The 788-nt window shown below is 67.6% G+C and carries 2 protein-coding genes; both read left to right on the top strand.

From position 1 onward, the window contains the following. The coding region (locus AC01Y6_RS10710) for an EamA family transporter (RefSeq protein WP_476671514.1) at positions 1-396 on the top strand (396 nt) is incomplete at its 5' end. 10 nt (positions 397-406) lie between these two features. Further along, a complete protein-coding gene (locus AC01Y6_RS10715) occupies positions 407-787 on the top strand; it encodes a GatB/YqeY domain-containing protein (protein WP_016328879.1) in 381 nt (126 codons plus the stop codon). The last annotated feature ends 1 nt before the right edge of the window (position 788 follow it).

The following is a 788-nucleotide window of genomic DNA, read 5'->3' on the forward strand; positions in this document are numbered from 1 at the left end:
CTCCTGGTGGGGGCCGCCCTCCTCTGGGGGGTTTACAGCGTGGGGATTACCCTGGCCGTCCAGAGGCGGACCCCCCTGGAGGTCACCGCGGCCAGCATGCTCCTAGGAAGCCTCCTTCTCTTACCCGCGGCCCTCCTCACCCCCTTCCCCCAGGCCTCCCCTTCCGCCTGGGGGGCCCTCCTCTACACCGCCCTCGGGGGCGCCTTCCTGGCCTTCACCCTCTGGGCCAGGGTGCTGGGGCGCTACCCCGCAAGCCAGGTAGCCCCCCTCCTGAACCTCACCCCGGCCTTGGCCCTGGCCTTCTCCCTTCTCCTGGGGGAGGCCCCTGGGGCCTGGGACCTCCCGGGCCTCCTCTTGGTGGCCCTGGGCGTCTACCTCTCGGGCCGCAAGGGGTAGACTGAAGGGGATGATCTACGAGGCCATCAAGGAGGCCATCAAGGAGGCCATGAAGGCCCGGGACCAGAAGACCCTGGACTTCGCCCGGGTGGTGAAGGCGGAGCTGGACCGGAAAGGGGACGGCAAGCCCCTCCCCGACGAGGAGGCGGTGAAGGTCCTAAAGGCCCTCAAGGAGATCGCCCTGGAGCAGGGGAACGCCTTTGAGGTGGAGTTCTTGGACCGCTTCCTCCCCAAGGAGATGACGGAGGAGGAGATCGAGGCCTGGATCCGGGAAAACCTGGACCTTTCCCAGTTCAAAAACCCCCTGGCGGCCATCGGGGTGGTAACCAAGGCCCTAGGCCCCAAGGCCCCCGGGGACAAGGTGCGGCGGGTCATAGAGAAGATGCGATGAG

The sequence above is a fragment of the Thermus sp. genome, from assembly GCF_056332225.1.

Bases quoted from the DNA above. Each gene is read 5' to 3' on its own strand.
- AC01Y6_RS10715 (WP_016328879.1), top strand. From the start codon at position 407: ATGATCTACGAGGCCATCAAGGAGGCCATCAAGGAGGCCATGAAGGCC.